Origin of the sequence: Bacteroides sp., assembly GCF_052357945.1 — a bacterium.
Classification (GTDB): domain Bacteria; phylum Bacteroidota; class Bacteroidia; order Bacteroidales; family Bacteroidaceae; genus Bacteroides.
In genome coordinates, this window is record NZ_DAWCXD010000200.1 from 1 (window position 1) to 6,983 (window position 6,983).

At 42.9% G+C, this 6,983-nt stretch carries 5 protein-coding genes and 1 pseudogene; 1 reads left to right on the forward strand and 5 read right to left on the reverse strand.

Annotation, left to right across the window (positions count from 1 at the left end; translation table 11 throughout):
• Positions 1-141 precede the first annotated feature (141 nt).
• The 3 genes from ACT8YW_RS21075 to ACT8YW_RS21085 form a co-directional block, all read right to left on the reverse strand.
• Positions 142-2,994 (reverse strand): bifunctional fucokinase/fucose-1-phosphate guanylyltransferase, encoded by a 2,853-nt coding sequence (locus ACT8YW_RS21075; RefSeq protein WP_444107052.1) that lies wholly within the window; start codon positions 2,992-2,994, stop codon positions 142-144.
• Positions 2,995-3,116: 122 nt separating this feature from the next.
• A complete protein-coding gene (locus ACT8YW_RS21080; protein ID WP_444107053.1) occupies positions 3,117-3,800 on the reverse strand; it encodes an HAD family hydrolase in 684 nt (227 codons plus the stop codon).
• Between the two features lie 23 nt (positions 3,801-3,823).
• Positions 3,824-4,645: a hypothetical protein gene (locus ACT8YW_RS21085; protein ID WP_444107054.1), complete on the reverse strand. Its 822-nt coding sequence runs from the start codon at positions 4,643-4,645 to the stop codon at positions 3,824-3,826.
• A 190-nt stretch (positions 4,646-4,835) separates the two neighbouring features.
• Between ACT8YW_RS21085 and ACT8YW_RS21090 the strand changes: the two genes are divergently transcribed.
• A complete protein-coding gene (locus ACT8YW_RS21090) occupies positions 4,836-5,342 on the forward strand; it encodes a DUF5035 domain-containing protein (RefSeq protein WP_008650173.1) in 507 nt (168 codons plus the stop codon).
• A gap of 157 nt (positions 5,343-5,499) precedes the next feature.
• On the opposite strand, the gene ACT8YW_RS21095 is transcribed toward ACT8YW_RS21090, so the two are convergent.
• Positions 5,500-6,837 (reverse strand): glucose-6-phosphate isomerase, encoded by a 1,338-nt coding sequence (locus ACT8YW_RS21095; RefSeq protein ID WP_444107055.1) that lies wholly within the window; start codon positions 6,835-6,837, stop codon positions 5,500-5,502.
• 18 nt (positions 6,838-6,855) lie between these two features.
• Positions 6,856-6,983: pseudogene (locus ACT8YW_RS21100) on the reverse strand (NAD(P)H-dependent glycerol-3-phosphate dehydrogenase); the annotation flags it as partial.

A 6,983-nucleotide genomic window follows, 5' to 3' on the forward strand; every position in this document is an offset into this window, starting at 1 on the left:
TACAGTTATTTCAAGTCTCAACATGTAAAACAGATCATTATGGCATTGAAAAATTAAAGCTTGGACATTTCGTTTGAATCTGTCCAAGCTTGTTTTTTATGATTCCGGATGATGGACCGGCCTTATGGTAACGCTTTCTCTTTAGCTTCTTGAAACCTGAAGTCCCTTATCAGAAAGAGTCATTTCTACAAAACGAGCACGAGGATTGGGGGCTTGTTCCGTCAGTATCCGTCGGATTTGTCCGGCTGCTTGCGGGTCTTTGGCTACCATATATAAATAGCCTCCGCCACCTGCACCGGGGAGTTTGTATCCCAGGGTGTAATCCTTGATTTTCTCGATAATGGCTGCTACTGCCGGAGGATTGGTTCCGCAGTCTAATGCCTGGTTCTGTATCCAGGTTTTGCCGACCAAACGACCGAAACTTTCGAAATTACTCCGTAAAATAGCTTCACTCATATCCATTGCATGAGCTTTCATTTCGGCCAGCAAGCTTAGATGCGGACCGGAATTGAGGAACATGGAACTGACAATCTCTGCCAAAATACTTTTAGCAGTACGAGTAATTCCCGTATAATATAACAGATGACAGTCGCGGTAATCAGGATGAACAAAGAGCTGATCGGGTAACCAGCGTACTAATGGATTCTGTTCGAAACCAGCTTCGGATTGAAGCAACTTAATACCAGAAAAGACACCGCCATATTGATCTTGCCAACCTCCTCCAGTGGTCAGGAGCTGCTCTAATACTAATGTGTAACTACATATATCATTTTTATCCCAAGCCAATCCGCAGAAATCATTGATTGCTCCGAGCACGGTAGATGCCAGTATGGAACTGGTTCCCAAGCCAGAGCCCGCAGGAATAGCAGCTAGCAGAGTAATTTCGATTCCTGAACCGAAATCTTCCAGCTGTTTAGCTAAAGAAGGATAAGATTCCGTAGAGAATGCCGGTGCAAAACCCGCCAATGTAAGGGCAGCTTTCGGGATAGAGAATGGAGAACCTACCTTTTTATAATCTTGCAGTTCCTCGTAATTCCTTATCACTTCCATTGCACCCATGTCGATAGAGCGAAGAGTGATGTGATATTCCTTGCAAGGTTTCACATATACTTGTAGCGGCGGTTGACCGTTCAGTTCGATAGCAAGATTTACAACACTTCCTCCTGAATAAAGAGAGTAGGGAGGTGTGTCCGTCCATCCTCCGGCCACATCGATACGCACAGGACTGCGTCCCCATACGATTTGATCGGAATAAACATTGAGTATGGGATGGCTCTTTCGTTCGTTCATTACCCCCAATAAACCGTCGCGAAGTAGTTGAAAGGCTGCCTGTTCCTCTTTGGCACAATCCTTGTCTTCACGTAGTTTCATGATACGTGCACGAAGCATCCGGTTGTGTATCCGTAACATGGGGGCGGCATCTTCTTTCAATACGTCAGGCATATCCAGATTGAAACGTACAAATTCATTTGCGGCATCCAGCAAATCGAGTTGATAGAATACGCTCTTCTCATAATTGGCCGCCAATCCTTTCCAGTTCTCCTTGCGGAAAGCATTGCGCTGTTCGTAAAGGCGCTTGAGGTTGGCGCTTGCGGATATTTCGTCTGCAGAAACTTTTTCTGCTTTCAACCAAAGTTTTTTCCCTTCTTCCAGTTGTGGCTCCGAGGTCATCCAGCGTACTAATATGCCTAAATCTTCCACAGAAGCCACTTTGGGGAAGATGGATGCCGATTGTAAATCATCTGTACGCCCTTTTATATCCTCCCTGGTAATTCCTCTATCTTCCATCCAACGGGTAAAAGGAACATTAAGGTAAGTAGTCGTTATTTTGTCCAACGCTCCTTTGAATACATCATCCAATCCATACGGACGCGCAACAAACTCATTCTCACCGATAGGAATAATGTCGATGCAAACCCCATCCGGCAAATTTATGCTCCACTGGTTTTCAGGAACTCCTGTAATAATCTGGCGGGAACCTAATTTCCATTCTTTTCCCACATGGCTATTCTCAATCCATAAATTGGCGTTGTCGGCAGAAAGAGAAACTTGTGTGATGGAATTCTGTATAAAGATAGCCGGATTTGGCTTTACTTTCCGGTGCATGATTCTTCTTTGGTCCCGTACCTTGTCTTGTATGGCTAAAGTAGAAGAAATCAGTTCGTGACTTGTGCCGTAATGGTAGAATTCTCCACCCGGCAACGGCAATATAGCTACGGATAACTGATTGATTTCTTCATCTTTCGTTTTAGGATGCTCTCCCAAAGCCAAACCATAGTCCGAGTATAAGTCATAATAAGTAATATCCTTCGTACCTTCTTTCAATGACCGTTTCATCAATACTTCTATGGCGCGGTCACTCAAAATCCAGATGCCGATATCCATCAGGAAAAGATGAGTTTTCGACAATCCTTCCAACTCTTCCAAAGAAGGTTTCTGCAACATGAAGTCGAGTACCTCCGGTTTTTTCCGGTCGGAAACAAACACGCCATGATGAGTTGCCAATGAAGGATTCACCCACAACCCGTAGCATACTACATCTGCGTTCGGAATATCCTGAAGCGGTTTTTCCGAACGGATATATACGTCTCCGCTAGCAATCAGTGTATTCAGACCGGCCGGAGCCTGATTCATAATCCTTTCATAGAGCGGGAGCTGCAATGATAACAGATTCTGTCCCAGTTTTTGTCCTCTTTCCCAACTGAAGATCGGAATAGGAGTTAATATTTTGCCGGAAGGGCCGTAACTGGGTAGCCGACGGCTTTGTCCGCCTGCATGGAGCAATATTCTTTTTTCATGTCCTATCCAGTTGCTGAAAGACTCTTGTGGAGCGAATGTCTGATGACAAGCTTGCAATAACCACGTAGTTCCCCCGCCGGAGCCTAGTTTGCTCCCTATGGGGTCTGATGTACAAAACCAATCGGTATGGCTAACTTCTTCCAGTTCATGGAAGCAATGGATCAAGTTGGGTGGTAAAGATAATAACTTTTGCATAGTAGAATCTGCGTTGGCTTAGATAAAATCTAAGCGAATTAAACTCCCGTAAAAATACTATTTATATTCCTGCTTTTCAATATTTTCCTCCTGTTTTGAAGAATAAATTTTCTTTTCAGCTTTTAGATGTCCTTTTCAAATAGCATATCCCATTGATCGCTTAGTGCCTGCATGGATGGAAATAATAAATCAGCCCCGGCATCCAGCAACACTTGCCCGTTCAAAGGACCCGTATTGACTGCTATGGTGAAAATACCCGCGTTGTGTCCGGCTTCCACTCCTAACGGAGCGTTTTCTACTACAACCGCTTCATCCGCTTTGATCCCTCCTTTTTTCAAAGCCATCAAATATGGCTCGGGATTGGGTTTGCCATATTTCACATCGAACGCTGTAACCATCAGTTCTTTGTGAAACATTCCCGGATAGTTGTGTTCCAGCCGTTCGAGCAGAGATAACTGACCGGAGCCGGTGACCACCATCGGAATCAGCCCGTCCTTCTTCACTTTTTGCAGTAACTCCCATGCACCGGGCATAGGCTTTGCTTCGGGATATGAATTGAACAAAACACTTTTCTCCTGATAGATACTTTCTATCTCCTCCTGTGTGGCTTCTCTACCCAATTCACGTTGAAAAACAATATTGATTGTAGAGGCTCCTGTCCGTCCTTCATGCATATATGCTTCTTCGCGACTAAGAGTGAGCCCATGAGATTTCATTACTTTATGCCAGGCTTCCGAATGATAAGGCATAGAGTCAAAGAGTACGCCGTCCATGTCAAACAGGACGGCTTTCAGTTTCTTTTTCATACTTTGTACGTTGCGGAATCTTTTTAAGATGATATTTTATTTTTTATGAGCATTTTCTTCAGATCAGACATGGGAATAACTACATCGTATTGTTTCCCGGAATCCTTGCCGATATATCTGTAGGTAATATTTTTATTGTTCTCCACGCAGGTTTTTATGAATATCTGGGTGGCAGGATCGGTCTGACTTGCTAGCGTTGACACAATACCCTCTTTCACTTCAGCTGCGTTTTCTTCAATCTGGCTGATAGGACACAACTCTTCGTCCACACTGCATATATAAACAACCGATTCACCTATGATTTCGATTTTTTCGACAACGACTTCTTCACTGGCCTGCATTGGAAATTGCAGATTCGCCATTTTCAGTTGCGCTTCAAGCTTTGTCTGTCCGCTTTGTGCCGGGGCGGCATTTGTATTGATAACCTCTTTCAATTCTTCGGCAGTAAGTTCGCAAACCGCTTGTTCGCCCGACTTATTCCCTACAAATATCATGTGTAATCCGGAATTACACTTAGCCATCAACTTCAGCATTTCCTTTACATCAGCAGCCGGATTCTGAAACATCATTTTGATAGATGATTTCATGCTTTCCGGATTATCTTTCAAAATCTTAATATTGGTAATTTCCTCGTTCATGTTGAGAGTGTACACTACGTTATCCCCGTCGTAGATGATACTGGTAATATTGCCGACTTCTCCCATGTCCAGCGGACACTGTTTGTTGGCTATCCCGATTACAGTTTTGAGTTTGGCTTCCTGACAACCGGTCATGACTATCATTAGCAATGATACGCTACATAGTAGCATGAGTCCACTGGACTTCTTTAATAAATTTCCTGCCATTCTATTTGTTTTTTAAGTTTGATTCGCTTCATCTACAACTGTATACGAGGCAAAGATAACGATAAAAAATGAGAGATAAGTTAGAAAGGGAAGATAGTTGCAAATGACGCTCCCAAGCGATTAACTACATAATTATTTGCTGTTTAGAAGAATATGTGTATTTTTGTAACGTTATAAACTCGACGATAGCATGAAAAAGAGAGTATTATTGTTGCTACCATTGTTTTTAGGCGCCTGCTCTGATAGTGGGGAAAGTCCTGTTATCAAGATAGAAAAGCTTTATGCGAAGATCGAATCGGACGGTGAAAATACCAGTTCCGATGAAAAAGACTATGCGAATCAGAGGGAGGAACTGCCCGCCTTGAAAGTGGGAGATGAAGTGAAAGCCTTTCTGCTTTTGGATGGAAATGGGGCAGAACTGAAAACCTTTAAACTTCAGAATGACGATGAAGTGGATACCAAACTCTTTTATGAGCAAACAGAAGTATCTACAGAGGGAAATCTGACAGATGTGGAAAAAGGACAGCTTCGTTTTAAGGATGGGGTGTCAAAAGCCAAAATTATGGTGATTGCGACCATTAAACAGGTAGATAAGAACGGTGATGTGAAATTAGAGTTCTATCTTTCTTCCAAAGCCGAATGTGAAGGAGCACAGGAAGAAATCGGTTTGAAGACGAAAGTGGAAGATGAGAAGTAGAAGTGGTGAGCAGTAAACGGTACAACGGGCAATAAGCGGTACAATCGGAAACTGCAATCAATTGAATATAATAATGAACGGTGAACAAATCCATGTATATAGCATAGTTGTTCACCGTTCATTGTTTATAGTTTACCGTTTATAAAACGTTCTTGATTTATAGTTTTGCACGGATTGCTTTGGATTCCTCTTCATAACCCGGTTTGTCCAGCAAGGCAAACATATTCTTTTTGTATGCTTCCACACCCGGTTGGTTGAATGGGTTCACGCCCAGCAAATAACCGCTGATACCACAAGCCTTTTCGAAGAAATAAAGCAGACCACCGATGTTGTATTCGCTCAATTCCGGAAGTACAATACGCATATTAGGTACGCCACCGTCTACATGAGCCAGCTGTGTTCCCAGTTCGGCCATCTTGTTCACTTCGTCCACACGTTTGCCGGCTAAGAAGTTCAAACCGTCCAGATTTGCTTCATCAGAAGGAACTTCCAGTTTGTGGTTAACCTTCTCTACTGAAATCACCGTTTCAAAGATAGAACGTTCGCCTTCCTGAATCCATTGACCCATAGAGTGGAGGTCTGTTGAGAAATCTACCGATGCAGGGAAGATACCTTTATTGTCTTTTCCTTCAGATTCTCCGTAAAGCTGTTTCCACCATTCACTTACATAGTGCAGTTTCGGGCAGAAGTTAACGAGGATTTCGATCTTCTTGCCATTTCTGTACAACTCATTGCGGGTAGCAGCATAAATAGCAGCCGGGTTTTCAGTAAATGCAACGTCCGATCCGCATACTTTTTCCATATCGGCAGCACCGGCAACCAGTTTGTCGATATCAAATCCGGCTACTGCGATAGGCAGCAAACCAACCGGAGTCAGTACAGAGAAACGTCCGCCTACGTTGTCAGGGATGATAAATGTTTTATATCCTTCTTTGTCAGCTGTAACACGGGCAGCACCTTTTTTAGCGTCCGTCACAGCAACGATTACTTTCTTTGCAGTTTCTTTACCGCGCTGATCTTCACATTGCTTTTTCAGCAAACGGAAAGCAAGAGCAGTTTCGGTAGTAGTTCCTGATTTAGAAATATTGATGACACCGAATTTCTTATCTTTCAGATATTCAGTTAGTTCGTACAGATAATCTTCGCTGATATTGTGTCCTGCATAGATCATGACAGGAGCCGTTTTCTTTTCCTGCAGCCAAGTGAAGCTGTTAGACAAAGCTTCGATTACGGCACGGGCACCCAGATAGCTGCCACCGATACCGGCAACGATTACTACTTCACAGTTATCTTTTAATACTTTTGCTGTAGCGTTCAGGTCGGCTAAGTGTTCTTTAGTGATAGAAGAAGGCAAATGCAACCATCCTAAAAAGTCATTACCTTTGCCTGTACCTTTTTCAAGCATTTCCTGTGCGGCTTTTACTTCAGCTTCGTAAGCAAAAACCTTTTCTTTGGAGATAAATCCAAATGTCTTTTCAATGTTTAAACTAATCATATCGTTCTTGTTTAAAGATTATCTAAAAGAGTCAGTCAGCAATTTAATCTCGATCATTGGTGAGATACGTTCGTACAGGATGTTGTATACAGCGTCCAGTATCGGCATATTGACATGATGATGCTTATTGATTTCTTTGATACATT